The following is a 15,845-nucleotide window of genomic DNA, read 5'->3' as shown; positions in this document are numbered from 1 at the left end:
AAACAAATCCATAGTCTGGTATGGTAACCTTCGGTAGTAATAGGAAAAACCAGCAAAGCAAAATGTTTGGGAGAAGAAACCAAACCTAAGGAAAAGACCATATCCGAACCATGAAAAGAAGTTCACTATCCAGAAGTTGCTACAGAAAAAAACGACTGTCAGCAAAATCGCTGAAATCTTGGGAAGTTGTGGAAGGACCCTCCATCACGAAAAGAAAAAGGGGTCCGTCTGGCATCTAAAGTCCAACCTGACTGAAGCTTTGGAATGCAATGCGGATTTTGCCTAGGACTGAGACTATGAGAACGGAACCGCCAAGGGGCCTGCTAAAAAGATTGACAGCAATAGCAAGCACTTCGTGTTCATGACAGACACGCCCAAGGGGAACAAATGGTCCCCTGACGCCCTCATCATGCATCTCGACTCAACTAAGCAGGTTACAAAGTGCGCAAACTCTCTACTTGTTCAGGTATCTTGTGCTTCTAATCTTTAGAATTCTTAAGGATTGCTATACGTAATTATTAATTCTCTCTTGGTAACATGAACAAAACAGATTAACAATGTCCAGTTACGGGGGCTGATCATATGGAACGAAATCAAACGCAAAATAATCAGAGGACAAAACGCCAACAATCCATCCGTTGGCTCTCCATCGTTCTGGTAGCTGCATTTTTAGGTTTCGTTTGTATAATCTCCAAAGCGTATTTTGAAGGAAAGTTCAATTCTGTAGAATCTCTTCAGAAGTTTATTGGACAATATGGTGCACTTGGTCCAGTTTTCCTAACCTCCTTTCAGGCATTGCAAGTTGTTATACCTATTCTTCCTGGTTTTCTCGGCTGTGCCGTGGGCTCGGTAATGTTCGGCCCCTTTCTAGGATTCTTGTGTAATTACATTGGAATTAGTGGGGGCTCTCTCATTGCTTTTTCTCTTGCAAAAAAATTCGGAATGCCATTGTTGCAGGAACTGTTTCCACAGGACAAGTACAAAAGATGGTCTGCATGGGCATCGAAAAGCCACTCCTATACGGCATTTCTTTTTTTGGCAATGCTGTTGCCACTCTTCCCAGATGATTTCCTGTGTTATCTGACCGGAGTATCAAAAATGACTGCCAGACGATTTGCCTGGATAATCTGTCTGGGAAAACCTTGGTGCATTTTGGCATATAGCCTCGGCTTTTCCCTTATTCAATAACAAGGAGAAACTATAATGAATCTTGAACAAAAGCTACTGGGCTTCTACAACTATACGGTGGTATTGACTTACATTGGCATGCTTACTGGATTTGTCGGTATCGTCTCTACTTTTGAGGCCAACGTCCTAGGGGGCGTCATTTGCCTGATGTTTGCGGGGCTTTGCGATATGTTTGACGGTGCCATCGCATCCACAAGGAAACGTACAAATCCTGAGAAATGCTTTGGTATTGAGATAGACTCCCTCAGTGATCTGATCTGCTTTGGAATTCTTCCTGCTTCGATAGTATATACCCTGAACAAGAACTATAACCATCTGGCTTTAGCGGTTTCTGCCCTGTATGTTCTTTGTGCATTGATCCGGCTTGCCTATTTTAACGTAGATGAGCAGGAACGACAGAAGCACAGCACGACTTCCAGGGAACTCTGTTATGGAATGCCAGTTACTCTTTCTGCACTGTTTCTTCCGGTCATCTATGCCACCATCAATAAGCTGTCTCTGGAACCAAGCATTGCTCTCCTGGCACTTTTCAGTATGTCAATTCTGTTTCTGCTTCCCTTTCCGCTGAAAAAGCCCAAGATTAGGGGAAAGCTGTGCATTTTGCTTTGTGGTGTTATGGAAATCCTGTATGTGATGTTTTCCTCTGTGGTGGCTTGAAGGAGAAGATGTAAATGAAGATATTGATTACGACAGACCTTTATTCTGTTTCCACCAATGGAGTGGTGACCTTAGTAAACAATCTATTTGACGAGCTGCGCAGCAAAGGTCATGATGTGCGTGTTCTGACACTCTCATGGGATTGTTCCAGCTTTGTCCAAGACAAGGTCTATTATATCAGGGCTTTTTCCTTGGATAGGATTTATCCAGAACTTCGGGGATCTCTGGCAGTTTTTGACAGACTGTCCGATGAATTGATCGAATGGAAGCCTGATGTCATTCATAGCCAATGTGAGTTCTTTACATTTCGTTTTGCAAGGCACATTTCCAAGCGTACCGATTCACCGATAGTTCATACCTATCACACTCTGTATGAAAACTATGTTGGCTATATAATCTCAAATAAACTGATTGGCAAGAATCTGGTCCGCATGTATTCAAAGCAATGCCTGAGACATGTCAGTGCAGTGATAGCCCCTTCAACAATAACCTCTACTGTTCTGAAGGGCTATGGAGTCGAGCAGAATATATCAATTATTCCGCCAGGAATCGCATTGGAGCAACATCAACAGCGTAGTACCGAGGAGGAGATACAGGAATTGCGATACAGATACAGGATTGCAGAGAATGCATTTGTAATGCTCTATTTGGGACGGCTCGGGGTAGAGAAAAACATTGATGAACTGATGATTGCCTTTTCATGGTTTGTGGATGAAAGACCGGATACTGTACTCTTCATCGTTGGGGATGGTCCGGCAAGGGGTGGTTTGGAAGACTGGGCGGAGCATTTACACATCAATGACAATGTGGTTTTTGCTGGAGCAGTCCCCCAACATGAGGTGCATAGATACTATCAGATAGCAGATGTCTTTGTCAGTGCTTCAACAAGTGAAACACAGGGGCTTGTCTATGTTGAGGCTGCAGCGAACGGCCTTCCCCTTGTCTGCAGAAAGGCTCCTTGCCTACAGGGAATCATTGCAGAGGGAGAGAATGGATTCGTGTTTGAAACGGTAAAGGAGTTCGAAACAGCCGTTTTGTGTTTCCAAAATGATCGTATCTTCAGGAACAAAGCTTCAGATTGCAGTAGAGATATTGCCAGAAGATTTGATAAAAGGCATTTAGCTGATGCAGTTGAACGCGTATATCAGTCAGTCACAAAAACAGTAAGGCTGTACCCCGAAGACAGCTTTCAACGAGTACAACGATATGAGCATTGATTTCTTATATCAGAAAACCTTGGGACGTTTTCTCATGAAACTGATTATGCGCACAGGAATGTTTCGTGTGGGATCTCGGTTTCTGAAGACAAATATGTCACGCATGCTGATTCCTGGCTACATAGCGAGGCATAAGATGGATATGACCCCCTTTGAAGGTCAGCGATATGATTCTTTTGCAGCTTTCTTTGCAAGGTCAAAGGATACCCCGCACTATGTTGCCACCCCGGAGGTGTTGGTCAGTCCTTGCGACGGGTTGCTTGCAGTGTTCCCCATCTCTGACGAAATGATAATACCCATGAAGGGCTCGAGGTATCGTCTGGATGATCTGATTCCCCACCAGGATTGGGTAGAATGCTATCGTGATGGCCTTTGCCTTGTCTTTCGGTTACAGGCAAAGGACTATCATCATTTCTGCTGTTTTGATGACGCCAATCTGTTGGAAACCCACTATATCCCCGGAGAACTTCATAGCGTTCAGCCTATTGCCTGCGAAGCGGTCCCGGTATACCGCTTGAACCGAAGGTGGTGGAGTATTTTGGAAACAGTACATTTTGAGACCGTCATACAGATTGAGGTGGGAGCCATGATGGTTGGTGGAGTTGCCTTTGCAAAGGAACAAGGCTGGGTTTGTCGTGGGGATGAGATGGGGAATTTTGAACTTGCCGGTTCTACCATCATACTTCTCTTGCCCCCTTCAATCAAAGAACGTCTTGAACTCTTTCCCCCATCCATGAAGACATTCGGGGGAGTAGCAGAAACGATAGTCTCCTTAGGTGAAGGAATTGGAGTATTGCGAAATGAAACGTAATCCATTCTTGTCAGTACGGGATATGCTGCTGTTTTCCGGCACAGCTTTTTTTAATATCCTTGCCTATGACAATGGTCGATACATTGCAGTAAAATGGAAGCACTTCTGCTTCTCTACCATTGCGGATGATGCCATTCCATTCCTTCCTTGGACGATTTTGACCAACTTGAGGGGTTATTTGTTCTGGGTTGCCAACTTTCGCATTTGTGTGAAGAATAGGAAAGACAATGGTCTGCAGTTCATTATTGCCCATTTTGATGGTTTATCCGTGAACCTTGTTACCTATATACTTTTCCCTATCTCGATGGTTCGCCCAGATGCTAAAGGCTCAACTGCCTTTGCTTTGTTTCGTGAGCTGGCTACGCCGGATTTGCTGTTCTATTCTGAAAAGGCGATTTCAGAATGCTGTTGTGGCAAGGAAAGAATTGTGTTGATATGAATGGAAGAATAGTAAAAAATACAGGGAAAAGAGGTATGCTCCCATGAGTTCACAGGTAATATTGGTTGTAGAAGATGAGCCGGCAATCCGAGAAGGAATTCGTATTCTGCTTGGAGGAGAAGGCTACATTGTGCGAGAAGCTGCTTCAGGTGAAGAAGCGTTACACCAGATGAACGATACTATTGATCTTGTGATACTGGACGTTATGCTTCCAGGGATATCAGGCATAAAGGTCTGTGAGGAAATTCGTAAGACTTCCACTGTGCCAATACTGTTTCTTACAGCCAAGTTCCAGGAGTCAGACAAAACCATAGGGCTTACAGCCGGAGGTGATGATTATCTGTCCAAGCCATTTTCCTATGCAGAGTTGATTGCCCGAGTCAAAGCATTGCTACGTAGATACTGTGTCTATCGTGAAAAAAAACAGACGATGGCTTTGGATAAAGACCAGATTCTGACCTCAGGACGGCTGAAAATTGCACTGGACCGAAATGAAGTCTGGAAGAACGGAGTACCCCTGGATCTGACAGAAATCGAATATAGGATTCTTGCACTTTTGATCCAACATCCCCAAAGAATTTTCTCAACACATACTATTTATGAAAGTGTATGGAATGAACCTTATTTCTACAGTGCAAACAGCACAATCATGGTACATATCAGGAAGCTTCGCACAAAAATAGAGGATGATCCCCAGAATCCATGCTACATCAGAAATGTCTGGGGGAAGGGGTACCGTTATGAAACAGAAAAACCATGCTCCTAAGCTTTATGGGTTGAGAAGCCGATTTGTACTTTCGATAGTAATCTCTGTGTTGATCTGCGGTATTGTGTTTTTCGTTCTCTACTATTCTATGGATACTTTTCTGAATAACTATTCTGAAAAGGCCGGTTTTGAGCAGACTCATATCCGAATGCAAGGAAAGAGCCTTCAGAATTTTATCAATGAAAACAGTATCTCCGACAGGAATTTGGGATTGCTTAAAAAATGGGAGTATCGGCAACCGGTAATCTTATTGGAGCTGTATCGTGCAAACGAATGTATCTACAGTTCCTTCTATGATGTTCAGCAAAGCGAACTTCTCTATGGTGCAGGAAAAGATGATTCGAACAATATGGTCAGTCTGCAGTTGACAGACGGGCCAGCTGTGGCATTCCTGTATTCTGACTTCACCTACCAGTATCATTTGCTTGGAACGGCTCTTTCGTTCATTGTCTCGCTTGTCTTGTTCGTGTTTCTCTTCTTACGTGGCAATCGAAAGTTGATCCACTACATCTGCCGGTTAAATGAAGAGGTGCAGATTCTTGAGGGTGGAAATCTGGAATACCATGTGTCCGTTGAAGGGAATAACGAGATTACGGATTTGGCAAAAAGCATGAACAGAATGAGAATATCCTTCCTGCATCAAATGGAGACTGAACGACAACTCTATCAGGCGAACAAACAACTTGTGACGGAAATGTCACACGATCTGAGAACTCCTCTTACAGGTATCATGCTGTATCTTGAGATACTGAGGTCCCATCGTTATTCTACGGACTCTGAGCTTCAGGACTATCTGAGGAAAATAGATGCAAAGGCACATCACATGAAGCTGATATCGAATCATCTGTTCGAATATTCCTTGGATAATTCCCATACAAAACAGACTGAACCTATCGGGATGGAGCAGGCATTCCAAGATGCAATCGACAGCTTCGTGTCTGATTTGGAGGCACGTTGTTTTTTTGTCGTTTCAAATCTAGAGTGGGGTTCCTACTTCGTTCAGGTAAAGACCGAATATATTCAACGAGTTTTTGAGAACATCATTTCAAACATTTCAAAGTACGCGGAACCTTCGTCAGAAATCAGAATAGTAACTGTTGATTCTGATAACTATTGTGGCTTTTCGGTGTTGAATGGATGTATGGTTTCACAACAACAGGTGGAAAGCAATGGGATTGGAATTGAAAGCATCCAGACAATAATGCAGCAAATGAATGGACTATGTACGGTGGAACAGACAGATATGGTATTTGAGATAACTTTGTTGTTTCCAAAACAATAGGAGGTTTGGTCACGATGAGAATACTTCTACTTCCTCTGGAAAGTACTGAAACAGAACAGTTTGTTTTGGACAACCAGAAGGCTTTCCGATATGGTGCCATGGAGGAATTTGGATTAAGGGATAATCATTTTGAAGAAGACGGTGAGATCATCTCCAGGAAAACGATCCTGCACTCCATAAAGAACGGTATCGCCTATCGTATTGTAGCCGATGGTCAGATCGTCGGGGGGTTGGTAGTAAATATAAAAGGGGGCAAAGGGCATCTGGATCTGTTGTTTGTGGCTCCTGATGTGCATGGTAAAGGAATAGGCTACGAAACTTGGTGTGCTGTTGAAGAAATGTACCCACAGGTTAAAATATGGGAGACCTACACTCCCTACTTTGAAAAGAGAAACATACACTTCTACGTGAATCGCTGTGGGTTTCATATCGTGGAGTTCTATAACTCCCATCACAAGGATCCAAATGAAACGGATGACGGAAAGGGTGATGATTTTGAGGGGATGTTCCGTTTCGAGAAAAAAATGGAATCAACCTGAGGTGTAGGTTTTGTAAAGTTTTGGGGACACCCTTGTTCTCTTTTGCTGTCGTTGTCATTCATATATCTGGATTAAAACCGATGAAAAAATTCCATAGGCTCGTCTCTATGAAGAAATTCATGTTTCTTCTTTTTCTGGTTCTTGTAGTATATTCCCTATTTGTTTCTACAAAGACACTCACGTACCAATGTGTTTTGAATAAAGGAAATACTATTCCTGTCACACTTAAATGGAAGGTTCAGTAACAGCAGAATTCTTCACTTGGCTATGACGACAACTTGGCAAAAGCGGCAGTCGTGTTGGCAAGAAACATCTATGTATCAAACAAGGCAATTGAAAGCACCATCAAGAAGTTGGGATACTCCAAACTTTGGATTCAAGCTGATGAAACCGAGATATCAAAGCCAGTTGCAGCCTTCGCCCATCAGAAGCATTCCGGGATAAACTACTATCTCATTATTGTCAGAGGCACGGCTTCCTTCAAAGATCTTTTGACCGACTTGAAAGCCCCTTTCGATTTTTTTTCCCAAGCTGCAGACAACACATTTGCAGAATTTGCGGACTATCTAAGCAAAACCATGAAGAAAACGAAAGAGAAGATAAAGTCGGAAAAGAATGTCTTCTTTGTTGTAGGACACAGTATGGGAGGAGCTGTCGCCAATCTATTATCCATGGGTCTAAAAGAGTATACAGAAAGGAACAAGATCTTCACCTATACATTTGAAAGCCCTTCCACTGGGGTTTTTGAAGAAGATGCTTCCCTTACCAATTCCATCAACATCGTCAATGAATCGGATTTTGTCCCAGACCTTCCTTTGCCGGAAGGAAGATATGGAAAGGACATTCGCTTCTGGCCTGATGACCTAGATCCAGAACTTTATCATACGATAACAGAGGAAGTCTTGGATACGATTATGGGATTCACCATCATCAATAAGTGGAACAACCACATTTTGGACACGTCCCTCACCTATGTTCTCTCCAGAGACCAAGGCTTACTGAAGAGCCTTATAGAATGACAACCTTTGCCAGTCCTTTCTTTGTGTCCAGAAGTACTTTGCCAAAAATGCCTTCGTCGAAAACGAAATCAGAATAATATTCTCTTCTGGATTTTCTAGGTCTCTTCTACTTTTGACGGCCTAGATATGCCACAATTTACCCAATTTTGCTTTCTTCCTGGGATTGTAACCATACATCATCAATGACCACTAACACTTACTACAGAAATACCCTTTGCAACTATTTGTTATGCTAACACTTAATATTCTGGAGTTTTACTAGAAACCCAGCATTTTTGATAATTTTGACTACTCAATTTCGTCAATTCTTATTCCACCTTGGGATAAAAGCCGCTCATCCGGAACGCTGGAGAAAGGGAGAAACCAGAACCTATGCCCTCCCAGCGGTAACGGCATTTTACCGTCCAATAGTAAAGGCTGTTTGCTGAAATTGATAAGAAAAGTGGCGAAAACCACGTTGAAAGATACCGGCCTTGCTCATGCAGCCCAGAGATTTTCTCCGCGACCATACCCGAAACACCAGCAAGGGAAGGCGGGAGATTCCGGATGCAGGGTACTTTTCCTGAGTCCCTGCTTGTCAGCCTTTGGGTATTACGTTTTCTATGGTTACTTGTTTTTACTTATTATTATTCATATATCCAAAAATGCATTTATATTGAGAACCAGTAGCTCTCCATTGCAAAATTGGAAAAATCATTATATGAACAATCTGAATCAGTCATTTCTATTGAACGAGAAGATAAAAATACAACTCCAACCAACCCAAGCTTTTAAAATTTATTCAGTGGTTTTACAAATCCTCCCTCTCTGGATGTATTTCAGTAATTGCTATATATGTACTACTAATTTGTTATGAAAAAGCATATTTTATAACCTGTCAATATTATTGGTATTTCAACTTTTTTTATCACTCCAGGTCTACAATAGTGAATTCCATATAGAGAACTTCACCTTCCAATGAAAACAATCAACTACTATTCAGATGGTCCGTTTCTTTATATCCCTTTAAGTGACTTCACGCTCCCAACCAAGCTTCCGGTGCATCCATTGTATTCTGGAGTTCTTCAAAGAATATCTTCAAATCATAACCATCTGTTGTAGCATGATGGACCGTGATGGATAACGGCATACGCAGTTTTCCCTCTTGTTCATAAAATGCTCCTGATTCCAAGGAAGGAACGTAGTAATCCTTTATGCCATGATTATGAAGTGAGAAGCTGTTGAAGGTGAACCATGGAATGCAGGATATGATATAGGCACTTGCAGGGGGGACGCCTTTTGCGGATAGAACCCCGTGGCTATCTCCATAGCGTTCGGTATCCTCGATGTAATGCTTGTAAAAGGTCTTGAAGTCATTGCAATATTCTGTCCACAACAATGAAGTCGTTTTGTCATCCGCATGAAACTGTGGATAAGCAGGAGTAAGAACATCCCAACGCCCCAGCACTCCTTCTTGATTTGAAACCCGTAAGTCTGGCTGCTTGCTTATTGCCTTGGTGACAAGATAAAGATACGCTGGGAAAAATTTCAATCCTTTTTCTTTAAGTGTCTTTCTCAGAACCGAAACATCCAAGGATACGTTTACAGTATATGTTGTAGGGGCCATATGGGTGTAATAATAGAATACCTGAGCGCGTGGCCAAGTCTTTAGATCAATTGGTGTGAAGTTATTTTGATGCATGGCGTATCACCGATTCCTTTATATAGTTCAGTTGCTCATCAATCAAGGTGTCTGAAAATTTCAGAGAGGCAGAGGAGGTGATGATGCTGTCCCTGAAAAGAGTTATATGGGTTGCAAGAATGCGCGTGTCGAAGTCTTTGAATTCATGGGTCCTCTTCCCGTAGTCCAACAACCGGGAAAGTATCTGAACTGCGCTTTCAAACCTTTTTTCCATGTAATCGCTTTGGGTTGGTTCAACAAAAGCAAACTCATGAATGACAAAGGAAAACCGATTTTCCTTGCACTGAATGTCTGACCGGATCATCTCCAAAAAGTAGTTCAACAGTTGTAGGGCAGGAACATTTCCTTCAATGGCTTGTTCGAGCATGCTTGCCATCTCAGTTTTGTCATCGGTAAGTATTTCACACATGATCTCTTTTGGAGAGTCATAGTAGCGATATAATCCACCCCGACTTATCTGGCAAGCCTCACAGACGTCCTTCATGGTTACGCCCTCGTATCCCTTGGTGGAGAACAACTGCTTTGCAACTGTCTTGATCAGGTCTTTCTTGATATCACTTTTTTTCTGCATACGACCTCTTGTACTGTGCAATAAGCGACACGTATGTCGTTTATTTGACTATACGACACACGTGTCGCTTTTGTCAATTGGAAAAAGCAAGCCATCGAGAAAAAATTGGATTTCCAGCATACATGATAACAACGATAAGCCCACTTCTCTTCTGTTTTAGCTTTGAACGTGTCCTGCGCAGGTACAAGAATATTGAATGTAATTGCCATTTTATGATTGAGTAATCCTCAATTTTTCTCATGTAGCGCTTCCTTAAAAATAAAGATATTGAGATCTCATTTCTCGTTTAGGTTGCTTTATTCTTGATGGCACACAATCCTACAACATCAGTTAATGTTTTACTGTGTTTAGTATTAACTAGAAAATTTATTCTGAATAATTTTAGCATCAGAAATTCAATGATATCCGAATGTTACCTTTGCAGCTACGCCTTTGAGGTAGGCAGAAAAATCGTTAGTCAACAAAACCCTGCAAATCCTTTCTTTATCAAGTAAGAAATTGTAGGGTTTTAGCAATATCAAATAGCAATGCCCGTATACCGACATCATCGAAAAACAGTAAGGCTGCTTACCCTTTGAAATTCAAAGTTCCAGCTCAATATCCTCTGGCAGTTCCTCGTCTTCCTTCTTTACCTGAGGATTTCCTTTCCCATTCTGTTCCGGCTTGAACTCTACATGCTCGGCTACCACCACGATCCTCTCGTGGCTACCGCCATCCTTATCGTTCCATCGTTCCTGGCGGAGTCTCCCGACCACTCTCACGCCCCTTCCCTTCTGCAGGTAATTCAGGCATCCCTCGGCAAGGGGGCCCCAGACCTGGGTGGTAATGAACAAGACTTCCTCCACCGGTTCCTTGTTGCCGTTCTTGTAATACCTGTTCACAGCCAGAGGAAACCTTGCCAGGGTCCTGCCGGTATCGCCGACCATAACCTTTTCTGGATCCTTTACGAGATTTCCCTCAATGATAACCTGCCCATGATACAAGATTACCCTATGCAAGTGTTTTTTGTGCAAACACTTAATTTTCTGGAATTTTTCCAGTTTTTCAGGATTTTTTATTAATTTAGACTACTCAATTTCGTCAATTTTTACCAAAGATACGCACACTCGTATTTTCAACAATACCGTTGATTAATATGCCATTTAGTTTTGGGGTTTGGGGGTTTTCTTCGTCCTGGTCACAGCCTTCTTGGAACTGTAATGGGTGCTCTTTCTGACCTTGTTCCCGTGCATATTAACCTCCATATTGGAACGTTTGTAGGTGTCTGTCGAATTTTTTCCTAAGAGTTATTTTCAACTGATGCTAATAATGAAGTGATACTGATAACTCGAGTCAAGAAAACAAGAATTCAGACAAGATTGCATTAATCACAAATGCTAAGTCTTAACTCTTACTTGCCTATTCATTAATAACGGAAGGAGAAAATCTTGCAGCTTTGTTAGAGCAATATTTTGTTCAATATTATCAACCATCAGTCTATACATGGGTTCGACAAGCTTATTGAACTTTTCAACTTCTTCTTTACTCCATGGGAAGGTCAGATGCTCAATAGCGCTAGAGGCGTGAAGAATGTTTGAACCAATAGCATACTTCGCAATCGTTCGTTGAATTTCTTCTGACCGAAAAATGCAGTAAATGCCTTTCTGGAAAAGGCAGCTATAAAATAGCAAAAGCACTTAGAGAGAAAAAGGCACTGACAAAGCGAGGCGGCAAATGGAGCTCAACGGTAGTTAAAGAAATCCTGAAAAATGAGAAATATACGGGTGATGTGCTCTTTCAGAAAACATTCACTGATTCGCAGTTTAACAGGCATACCAATCGGGGTGAAAAGCCGCAGTACTATGTCAAAGGTCATCATGACGCAATAATTAGCACCGAGGACTTTGAAGCGGCACAGGCGATTATTGTCCAGCGTGCTAAAGAAAAGAATATTGTGGCGGATGATGAGAAGTACCTGAGCCGATACCCATTCTCAGGAAAAATAATATGCGCTGAATGCGGTGCTACTTGGAAAAGAAGAACACATACCGCTTGTAAGGCTAAATACTATGCTTACACCTGCAACACTCACCTGAAGGACAAAAATAAGTGCGGCCAGCTTTTTATCAACGAGACGGATTTTGAGGTCGCCTTTGTAAATATGGTGAACAAGCTGATTTTTAGCAAAAAGGTTCTTTTACAACCGTTCCTTAATAGCCTTAAAAGCATTGACCAAGCTAATGCACTTACTCGAATTAACGAGCTTGAGACGGCTTTGGAACAGAACTTTGACCGAAGGCAGGTTCTTACAAACCTTCTTTCAAAGCAGTACATCGAGCCTGCACTATATGCCAAACAGAATAGTGAACTTTTAGCTGAAGCTGAGGAGTTGAGAAATGAAAAGGAAGCCTTGTACCGCTCGGTAAATGGTGAGCTTGAGAATTCGAAAGCAGTAAGCAGGCTCTTAAAGTATGTAAACAATAGTGCAGGACTTGCAGAATTTGATGCAGTTGCCTTTGAGGCACATGTTGACCACATTACTGTTTACACCAGAAGTGAAATAGGCTTCGCACTAAAGTGCGGTTTAACCCTTAAGGAAAGGTTGTGAGAATATGAGTCATGTCCCATACGGATACAGAATCGAAAATGGTAAAGCGGTGATTGATGAAGAAAAGCAAAGCAAGTAAAGAAGATCTATAAAGCATACCTCTCTGGCCTTGCCTACGTGCCAGCAGCAGAAGCCGCCGGACTTAAGCTTTACCACACAGGTGCAAAGAAGATGATGCAAAATAAGCATTACCTCGGAGACGACTATTACCCGGCGATTATTGATAATGAGACCTTTGTCGCGGCAGAAGCCGAGCGTGTAAAACGACAGGCTAAGCTTGGAAGAGTATTTGATGATAAGCCAGCCAAAGTGAGCAAGATTGCTACAGGTTTTAAGATGCCAAAGGTTCAAATAAAATATGATGATCCTTTTACACAGGCAGAATACGTCTACAGCTTGATAGAAAGCGAGGTGGATGTATGATTTCCTTAGCCAGCAATGTTACGGTTATTCCTGCAAAGAAAACAATCGGTACACAGAAAACAACCGATAAAGTCCAGAAAACACGAGTAGCTGCTTATTGCCGTGTTTCCACTGATAGTGATGAGCAGGAAACCAGCTATGAAACACAGATTGAGCATTACACTTCGTTTATCAATAGTCACCCGGATTGGGTGCTGGCCGGGATATATGCCGATGACGGCATTTCTGGAATGAATACGAAAAAGCGTGATGAATTCCAGCGCATGATTAATGACTGTAACGAAGGCAAGATAGATATGGTTATTACCAAGTCCATCAGCCGATTTGCAAGGAATACGGTTGATTGTCTGAATTATACCAGAGCCCTTAAGAATAAGAACATCGGCGTTTACTTCGAAAAAGAAAATATCAATACGCTCGATGCTAAAGGTGAAGTTCTAATGACAATTATGGCTTCTCTTGCACAGCAAGAAAGTGAGTCATTATCGGCTAACGTTCGTCTGGGTTTGCAGTTCCGATACCAACAAGGAAAAGTTCAGGTCAATCACAACTGGTTCTTGGGATATACCAAAGATGCAGACGGGCACCTCATCATTGATCCAGAGCAAGCTGAAGTCGTTAAGCGCATCTATAGAGAGTACCTTAGCGGTAAGAGCTTCTTACAGATAAAAAGGTCGCTTGAAGCCGATGGAATTCTGAACGGTGCCGGTAATGCAAAATGGCATGAAAGCAATATAAAGCAGATACTTACAAACGAGAAGTACATCGGAGACGCTTTGCTTCAGAAGACCTATACGGTGGATATTCTTGAAAAGAAGCGTGAAGCTAATAAGGGTCAGGTTCCTAAATATTATGTAGAGGACAGTCATGAAGCTATTATTCCAAAGGATATCTTCCTAAAGGTACAGGAGGAAATCGCAAGACGCGCAAACCTTACCAAAGGCACCACAAAGCGCAAACGAATCTATAGTGGCCGCTACGCTTTATCTGGAATAGTGTTCTGCGCTCACTGCGGTGACATCTTCCGCAGAATTAAATGGAACAATCGTGGGTGTAAGTCCACCGTTTGGCGCTGCGTCAGCAGGGTAGAAAAAGATGGTCCAGATTGTACCGCAAGGACTGTTCATGAAGAATTTCTCCATGAGGTAGTTATCAAGGCCATAAACGAAGCGTTCCGGGAAAAGAAAGCAATCCTTCCTCTTTTGCGAGAGAATATCGAGAGTAGTCTGGAGGAAGTCACTTCAAATCAGATTGCAGCGATTGATGAACAGATGAAGTCAATGCAGCAGGAGCTATTGGCAACCGTTAATTCTAAGAATACCGGTGATGAGCTTGGTATGGAGATTAGAAGGCTGCGTGATGAGAAGCAGGCCCTTCAAAATGAGCAGGCATCCCGACAGGATCTGAGAACACGACTCGATGAGATGATGCGTTTCCTTAACGATCTGCCTTGCGAGTTGACTGAATATGAAGAAGATTATGTAAGGACTCTCTTGGAAAAGATAACGGTTTATGATGACTATTTCATTGTGGAATTTAAGTCTGGAATTGAAATCCAAATTGACGAGTAATCGATACAACACTATAACGAAGTGGCTGATGAGATATACCGCTTGCGTGAACTGAGGCAAAATGCATTGGTTGAAAACGCAGTCATGTCAACTCGCAGAATATGATGATCTATTGGTGAGACGGCTTATTGAGAAGTTAACAGTCTTAGTTGATAAACTGACTATTGAGTTCAGGCTCAGTGCTGAAATTGATGTAGAAATATAATGCATATAACTAACCGCCAGTCGAGGAGAATTATCCTTTATCTGGCGGTGTTTTAATCGTTAAAACCCTCATCAAGTATAAATAGAAAATACATTGCTCGTTCACTTGAATAACTGTTCAAGTATCTATTGACTTCTTTTTATCGCAGTAGTAAAACTAACATGTGAATAACTGTTCAAGTATGCAATTGAAATAATATCGGAGGTGATAATGTGGCAAGGAAAATTCAACCAACTGAAAGATGTGACTGTGATGTTATACATGAGGAGACTGTTAACCAAGTTCGAGAAAAAATGCCTCAAGAAGAAACCCTATATGATCTTGCGGAGCTATTTAAGGTCTTTGGGGATTCAACAAGAATTAAGATAATCTGGGCGTTAGATGAAGCCGAGATGTGCGTTTGCGATATTGCATTCTTATTGAATATGACCCAATCAGCAATTTCTCATCAGCTAAGAGTCTTAAAGCAGGCTGAACTAGTAAAGAGCAGAAGAGAAGGAAAGATTGTATTCTACTCCCTTGAAGATGAACATGTAAAGCAAATATTTGACCAAGGATTAATTCATATTTCAGAAGAAAGTAAGTAAAGGTGGGGCAGTGATGTTAAAGAAGGAAATAATTTTAGAAGGATTAGATTGTGCAAATTGTGCAGCTAAAATTGAAGATGAGGTTAATAAATTAAATGGAGTCAAAGCCTATATGAACTTCATGAACAAGACATTGACTTTAGAAACTGAATCAGAGCAAGAGTATAAGAATACACTACAGCAGGTTGAAACCATAGTGCACAAGCACGAACCGGATGTGGCAGTGAAAGAAAAATCCATTAGCAAGAGCAATAAAAAAGTATTAATACTTGAAGGACTTGATTGTGCGAATTGTGCTGCAA

The 15,845-nt window shown here is 41.9% G+C and carries 18 protein-coding genes (1 of these 18 running past the window's edge); 14 read left to right on the top strand and 4 right to left on the bottom strand.

Annotated features, from left to right (window positions below; all coding sequences use genetic code 11):
* Positions 1–235: 235 nt before the first annotated feature.
* On the bottom strand, positions 236–415 hold the full coding sequence (locus tag SPIGRAPES_RS17095; protein ID WP_014271481.1) for a hypothetical protein: 180 nt from the start codon (positions 413–415) through the stop codon (positions 236–238).
* Between the two features lie 167 nt (positions 416–582).
* Between SPIGRAPES_RS17095 and SPIGRAPES_RS14380 the strand changes: the two genes are divergently transcribed.
* The 9 genes from SPIGRAPES_RS14380 to SPIGRAPES_RS14340 all read left to right on the top strand — a co-directional run bounded on the left by SPIGRAPES_RS14380 (position 583) and on the right by SPIGRAPES_RS14340 (position 7,918).
* Positions 583–1,188 (top strand): TVP38/TMEM64 family protein, encoded by a 606-nt coding sequence (locus SPIGRAPES_RS14380; RefSeq protein WP_014271480.1) that lies wholly within the window; start codon positions 583–585, stop codon positions 1,186–1,188.
* Positions 1,189–1,203: 15 nt separating this feature from the next.
* Complete coding sequence (locus SPIGRAPES_RS14375) at positions 1,204–1,845, top strand: CDP-alcohol phosphatidyltransferase family protein (RefSeq protein WP_014271479.1); 642 nt, start codon at positions 1,204–1,206, stop codon at positions 1,843–1,845.
* A gap of 14 nt (positions 1,846–1,859) precedes the next feature.
* A complete protein-coding gene (locus tag SPIGRAPES_RS14370; protein ID WP_014271478.1) occupies positions 1,860–3,062 on the top strand; it encodes a glycosyltransferase in 1,203 nt (400 codons plus the stop codon).
* Entirely contained in the window at positions 3,052–3,873 is an 822-nt protein-coding gene (locus SPIGRAPES_RS14365; RefSeq protein WP_014271477.1) for a phosphatidylserine decarboxylase, read from the top strand. The genes SPIGRAPES_RS14370 and SPIGRAPES_RS14365 overlap by 11 nt, the downstream gene beginning before the upstream one ends.
* Complete coding sequence (locus SPIGRAPES_RS14360) at positions 3,863–4,312, top strand: hypothetical protein (protein WP_014271476.1); 450 nt, start codon at positions 3,863–3,865, stop codon at positions 4,310–4,312. The genes SPIGRAPES_RS14365 and SPIGRAPES_RS14360 overlap by 11 nt, the downstream gene beginning before the upstream one ends.
* A 43-nt stretch (positions 4,313–4,355) precedes the next feature.
* Positions 4,356–5,078 (top strand): response regulator transcription factor, encoded by a 723-nt coding sequence (locus tag SPIGRAPES_RS14355; protein WP_014271475.1) that lies wholly within the window; start codon positions 4,356–4,358, stop codon positions 5,076–5,078.
* On the top strand, positions 5,053–6,360 hold the full coding sequence (locus SPIGRAPES_RS14350; protein ID WP_014271474.1) for a HAMP domain-containing sensor histidine kinase: 1,308 nt from the start codon (positions 5,053–5,055) through the stop codon (positions 6,358–6,360). The genes SPIGRAPES_RS14355 and SPIGRAPES_RS14350 overlap by 26 nt, the downstream gene beginning before the upstream one ends.
* 14 nt (positions 6,361–6,374) lie before the next feature.
* Positions 6,375–6,899: a GNAT family N-acetyltransferase gene (locus SPIGRAPES_RS14345; RefSeq protein WP_014271473.1), complete on the top strand. Its 525-nt coding sequence runs from the start codon at positions 6,375–6,377 to the stop codon at positions 6,897–6,899.
* A 296-nt stretch (positions 6,900–7,195) separates the two neighbouring features.
* Entirely contained in the window at positions 7,196–7,918 is a 723-nt protein-coding gene (locus tag SPIGRAPES_RS14340) for a lipase family protein (protein WP_041384715.1), read from the top strand.
* Positions 7,919–8,933: 1,015 nt separating this feature from the next.
* Here the strand turns inward: SPIGRAPES_RS14340 and SPIGRAPES_RS14335 are convergent.
* From SPIGRAPES_RS14335 to SPIGRAPES_RS14325, 3 genes are all read right to left on the bottom strand, one after another.
* Positions 8,934–9,599, bottom strand: a complete 666-nt coding sequence (locus SPIGRAPES_RS14335) for a CatA-like O-acetyltransferase (RefSeq protein ID WP_014271471.1) — start codon at positions 9,597–9,599, stop codon at positions 8,934–8,936.
* Positions 9,586–10,170 carry a TetR/AcrR family transcriptional regulator gene (locus SPIGRAPES_RS14330; protein ID WP_014271470.1) on the bottom strand — a complete coding sequence of 195 codons (585 nt, stop codon included), beginning with the start codon at positions 10,168–10,170 and terminating at the stop codon, positions 9,586–9,588. The genes SPIGRAPES_RS14335 and SPIGRAPES_RS14330 overlap by 14 nt, the downstream gene beginning before the upstream one ends.
* Positions 10,171–10,751: 581 nt before the next feature.
* Positions 10,752–11,183 carry a single-stranded DNA-binding protein gene (locus SPIGRAPES_RS14325; RefSeq protein WP_245535442.1) on the bottom strand — a complete coding sequence of 144 codons (432 nt, stop codon included), beginning with the start codon at positions 11,181–11,183 and terminating at the stop codon, positions 10,752–10,754.
* Between the two features lie 602 nt (positions 11,184–11,785).
* Here SPIGRAPES_RS14325 and SPIGRAPES_RS14315 point away from each other — a divergent pair.
* From SPIGRAPES_RS14315 to SPIGRAPES_RS14295, 5 genes are all read left to right on the top strand, one after another.
* Complete coding sequence (locus SPIGRAPES_RS14315; protein ID WP_255528460.1) at positions 11,786–12,757, top strand: recombinase family protein; 972 nt, start codon at positions 11,786–11,788, stop codon at positions 12,755–12,757.
* Between the two features lie 117 nt (positions 12,758–12,874).
* Positions 12,875–13,180: a recombinase gene (locus SPIGRAPES_RS14310; RefSeq protein ID WP_245535441.1), complete on the top strand. Its 306-nt coding sequence runs from the start codon at positions 12,875–12,877 to the stop codon at positions 13,178–13,180.
* Positions 13,177–14,751, top strand: a complete 1,575-nt coding sequence (locus tag SPIGRAPES_RS14305; RefSeq protein WP_014271467.1) for a recombinase family protein — start codon at positions 13,177–13,179, stop codon at positions 14,749–14,751. Before SPIGRAPES_RS14310 ends, SPIGRAPES_RS14305 begins: the two co-directional genes overlap by 4 nt.
* Positions 14,752–15,168: 417 nt before the next feature.
* Positions 15,169–15,543: an ArsR/SmtB family transcription factor gene (locus tag SPIGRAPES_RS14300; protein WP_014271466.1), complete on the top strand. Its 375-nt coding sequence runs from the start codon at positions 15,169–15,171 to the stop codon at positions 15,541–15,543.
* A 13-nt stretch (positions 15,544–15,556) separates the two neighbouring features.
* Positions 15,557–15,845, top strand: the 5' end (the start) of a protein-coding gene (locus tag SPIGRAPES_RS14295; protein ID WP_014271465.1) for a heavy metal translocating P-type ATPase. 2,309 nt of this gene lie beyond the right edge of the window; the window shows 289 of its 2,598 coding nt (coding positions 1–289); its start codon is at positions 15,557–15,559; its stop codon lies off the right edge, out of view.

It is taken from the genome of Sphaerochaeta pleomorpha str. Grapes (assembly GCF_000236685.1).
GTDB classification, from domain to species: domain Bacteria; phylum Spirochaetota; class Spirochaetia; order Sphaerochaetales; family Sphaerochaetaceae; genus Sphaerochaeta; species Sphaerochaeta pleomorpha.
Note: the sequence above shows the minus strand (reverse complement) of the source record. Positions and strands in the feature narration are given on the sequence as shown.

What these genes read in the sequence shown, in the direction of transcription:
- SPIGRAPES_RS17095 (WP_014271481.1), bottom strand. Translation starts at nt 415, where the DNA reads ATGCATGATGAGGGCGTCAGGGGACCATTTGTTCCCCTTGGGCGTGTC.
- SPIGRAPES_RS14380 (WP_014271480.1), top strand. Translation starts at nt 583, where the DNA reads ATGGAACGAAATCAAACGCAAAATAATCAGAGGACAAAACGCCAACAA.
- SPIGRAPES_RS14375 (WP_014271479.1), top strand. Translation starts at nt 1,204, where the DNA reads ATGAATCTTGAACAAAAGCTACTGGGCTTCTACAACTATACGGTGGTA.
- SPIGRAPES_RS14370 (WP_014271478.1), top strand. Translation starts at nt 1,860, where the DNA reads ATGAAGATATTGATTACGACAGACCTTTATTCTGTTTCCACCAATGGA.
- SPIGRAPES_RS14365 (WP_014271477.1), top strand. Translation starts at nt 3,052, where the DNA reads ATGAGCATTGATTTCTTATATCAGAAAACCTTGGGACGTTTTCTCATG.
- SPIGRAPES_RS14360 (WP_014271476.1), top strand. Translation starts at nt 3,863, where the DNA reads ATGAAACGTAATCCATTCTTGTCAGTACGGGATATGCTGCTGTTTTCC.
- SPIGRAPES_RS14355 (WP_014271475.1), top strand. Translation starts at nt 4,356, where the DNA reads ATGAGTTCACAGGTAATATTGGTTGTAGAAGATGAGCCGGCAATCCGA.
- SPIGRAPES_RS14350 (WP_014271474.1), top strand. Translation starts at nt 5,053, where the DNA reads ATGAAACAGAAAAACCATGCTCCTAAGCTTTATGGGTTGAGAAGCCGA.
- SPIGRAPES_RS14345 (WP_014271473.1), top strand. Translation starts at nt 6,375, where the DNA reads ATGAGAATACTTCTACTTCCTCTGGAAAGTACTGAAACAGAACAGTTT.
- SPIGRAPES_RS14335 (WP_014271471.1), bottom strand. Translation starts at nt 9,599, where the DNA reads ATGCATCAAAATAACTTCACACCAATTGATCTAAAGACTTGGCCACGC.
- SPIGRAPES_RS14330 (WP_014271470.1), bottom strand. Translation starts at nt 10,170, where the DNA reads ATGCAGAAAAAAAGTGATATCAAGAAAGACCTGATCAAGACAGTTGCA.
- SPIGRAPES_RS14305 (WP_014271467.1), top strand. Translation starts at nt 13,177, where the DNA reads ATGATTTCCTTAGCCAGCAATGTTACGGTTATTCCTGCAAAGAAAACA.